The 3,300-nt window shown below is 36.0% G+C and carries 3 protein-coding genes; all 3 read left to right on the top strand.

Going from position 1 to position 3,300, the window contains the following annotated elements:
* The coding region (locus A3SG_RS0117990; protein ID WP_016991382.1) for an acyl-CoA reductase at nt 1-1,035 on the top strand (1,035 nt) is incomplete at its 5' end.
* Between the two features lie 93 nt (nt 1,036-1,128).
* Nucleotides 1,129-2,199 carry a 3-phosphoserine/phosphohydroxythreonine transaminase gene (gene serC, locus A3SG_RS0117985; RefSeq protein ID WP_016991381.1) on the top strand — a complete coding sequence of 357 codons (1,071 nt, stop codon included), beginning with the start codon at nt 1,129-1,131 and terminating at the stop codon, nt 2,197-2,199.
* 112 nt (nt 2,200-2,311) lie between these two features.
* Nucleotides 2,312-3,262 (top strand): D-2-hydroxyacid dehydrogenase, encoded by a 951-nt coding sequence (locus A3SG_RS0117980; RefSeq protein ID WP_016991380.1) that lies wholly within the window; start codon nt 2,312-2,314, stop codon nt 3,260-3,262.
* Nucleotides 3,263-3,300 lie beyond the last annotated feature (38 nt).

The following is a 3,300-nucleotide window of genomic DNA, read 5'->3' as shown; positions in this document are numbered from 1 at the left end:
GTTTTTGTTGAATTAGGAAAATTCTTAAGCCAGTTTTCTGAAGATAATACGGTTAAAAAACTTGACGTTTTACACAACCATCTGTTTTTTGATGCTTTCACTGATTTAATAAAATTATCGCAGTCTCATAATGGATGGTATACTCCTGAACAGGTTTATTTTTCTATCCAATCGTGGGCTGAAGCGCTTACGGAAGAAAATTTGAAGCAATGGCTTTCCTCCTATACCATTCACACAACAAAACCCAAAAATATCGCTTTAATTTTAGCAGGAAACATCCCTTTAGTCGGTTTTCATGACTTTCTTTCCGTCATAATCACTGGGCATACTGTTTTAGTTAAAACATCTTCTAACGACCAACATCTGCTGCCCTTTTTAGCCAAATATATCATAGCGATTGAACCAAAATTTGCAGATAAAATCAATTTTGTAGAAGGCAAATTAGAAAATTTCGATGCCATAATAGCCACCGGAAGCAACAACACAGCTCGTTATTTTGAATATTATTTTAAAGATAAGCCATCGATAATTAGAAAAAGTCGAAACTCAGTTGCTGTCTTAAACGGAAAAGAAACACAAGCACAACTAAGCGCTTTAGGGGAAGATATCTTCCGCTACTTTGGCTTAGGATGTCGCAATGTCTCTAAACTTTTTGTACCCAAAGGATACACTTTTGATGCCTTTTTTGAAGCTATTTTTGAATATCAGGATGTCATTCATTATGAAAAATATGCTAATAATTACGATTATAACAAGGCTGTTTTTCTAATGAGTAATTTTAAACTGTTAGACAATGGATTCTTGACCTTAAAAGAAGATAAAAGTCACGCCTCGCCTATTTCGAGCGTGTTTTATGAATTCTATGATGATATCAATTTGTTGCAAACGCAATTAGAGGAAGAAGCCCATCAAATTCAATGTATCGTAAGCAACGAACTGATCGAAAACAGTGTCAAATTCGGGGAAACACAACATCCTGAATTATGGGATTATGCAGATAATGTAGATACTATTTCGTTTTTGTTAACAACATAGTGGAAAAATATTTAATAATTCCGAAATAATTAACGCTTTTTAAAGTCCTATTCCCGAGATTTGTGTTTTAATTTTTTGGACATAAACTACACCATGAAAAAACACAACTACAGCGCGGGACCATGCATATTACCGCAAGAAGTTTTTGAAAAATCAGCACAAGCCATTTTAAACTTCAATGATTCCGGCCTCTCTATCTTAGAAATTTCGCACCGAAGTAAAGACTTTGTAGCCGTTATGGACGAAGCCAGGGCACTTGCTCTTGAATTATTAGGCTTAGAAGGGAAAGGATACCAAGCGCTTTTCCTGGCCGGTGGTGCCAGTTTAGAGTTTTTGATGGTTCCTTATAATTTAATGAAAGAAAACGGTAAGGCAGCTTATCTTGATACAGGAACATGGTCAGCTGGTGCGATAAAAGAAGCTAAGCCTTTTGGAGAAACTGTTGTTGTTGCTTCTTCTAAAGAAGAAAACTACAATCACATTCCGAAGGGATATATAGTTCCTGCTGATGCAGATTATTTTCACTGTACCAGTAACAACACCATTTTTGGAACCCAAATAAAAGAATTTCCATCATTAGACATGCCAATCGTATGCGATATGAGTTCTGATATTTTTTCCAGAGTGTTAGACTTTTCAAAATTTGATATTATCTATGCAGGAGCTCAAAAAAACATGGGTCCAGCAGGAACCACTTTGGTGATAGTAAAAGAAGAAATTCTAGGTAAATCAGGCAGGGCGATTCCGAGTATATTGGATTATGAAAAACATATTAAGGCAGAGAGTATGTACAATACACCAGCTGTTTTTCCTGTTTACGCCTCCTTATTGACTTTACAATGGTTGAAAAACCTTGGAGGAGTTGCTGCTATAGAAAAACTAAACAACGCAAAAGCAGCCTTACTATACACTGAGATTGACAGAAACCCATTATTTAGGGGAGCGGCGGCGGTTGAAGACCGTTCTAACATGAATGCCACTTTCTTATTAAACGATACGACACATGCTGAAGCTTTTGATGCTATGTGGAAAGCAGCAGGTATATCTGGACTTCCTGGACACCGTTCAGTCGGTGGTTACAGAGCATCTATGTACAATGCGTTACCATTAGAAAGTGTTCAAGTTTTAGTTGATGTAATGCAAGCTTTGGAAAAATCAATTTAAAAATCAAAAGATTGAATAATCAAAGATTTATGAAAATCAAATAGAGACATTCGATCTAGTTCATAACAATTCAGGTTGAATTTTTAAACCTTCAATCATTAAATTAAAAAAAATGAAAGTACTAGCAAATGATGGAATTTCAAAAAGTGGAATTCTAGCTTTAGAAAAAGGTGGATTTGAAGTGATCACAACAAAAGTAGCCCAAGAACAAGTAGCTAACTTTGTAAACGAAAACAACGTAGACGTGGTTTTGGTAAGAAGCGCTACTAAAGTCCGCAAAGATATTATTGATGCCTGCCCAGGATTGAAAATTATTGGTCGTGGTGGTGTAGGGATGGACAATATTGATGTGGATTATGCTAAGAGTAAAGGAATACAGGTTATCAACACTCCCGCTTCATCATCAGAATCTGTGGCCGAATTAGTTTTTGCTCATTTATTTTCTGGGGTACGTTTTTTACATGACTCTAACAGAACAATGCCTCTTGAAGGAGATTCAAACTTTGACGGTTTGAAAAAAGCATATGCTAACGGCATCGAGTTAAGAGGTAAAACTCTAGGTATTGTAGGCATTGGTCGTATTGGTCAGGCCACTGCAAAAATGGCTCTTGGATTAGGTATGAAAGTAATAGCTGCTGACAGTTATATTGATAAAGTAGACGTTAAAGTAGAATTTTTTGACGGACAGTCCATCTCAACAACAATTATATCTCAATCATTAGAATCATTATTTAAAGATGCTGATTTTATTACTTTACACGTTCCCGCTCAAGATGGTTATATCATTGGAGAAAAAGAACTAGCTATCATGAAAGATGGCGTAGGTATTGTAAACTGTGCACGTGGTGGTGTTATCGATGAAGTAGCATTAGTGAAAGCGCTAGACAGCGGAAAAGTATTGTTCGCGGGTTTAGATGTTTTTGAAAACGAACCAAAACCAGAAATGACAATCTTAATGAATCCTAAAATTTCCTTGACTCCACACATTGGAGCTGCAACTGGAGAAGCACAAGACAGAATAGGAACAGAATTGGCTTCACAAATAATTAGCTTATTGAAGTAATTATTACAAAATGAGTAAAAAAGGGGAAGTTATTAATT

The organism is Flavobacterium sp. ACAM 123 (assembly GCF_000264055.1).
Taxonomy (GTDB): domain Bacteria; phylum Bacteroidota; class Bacteroidia; order Flavobacteriales; family Flavobacteriaceae; genus Flavobacterium.
This window is presented reverse-complemented; position numbering and strand designations above follow the sequence as displayed.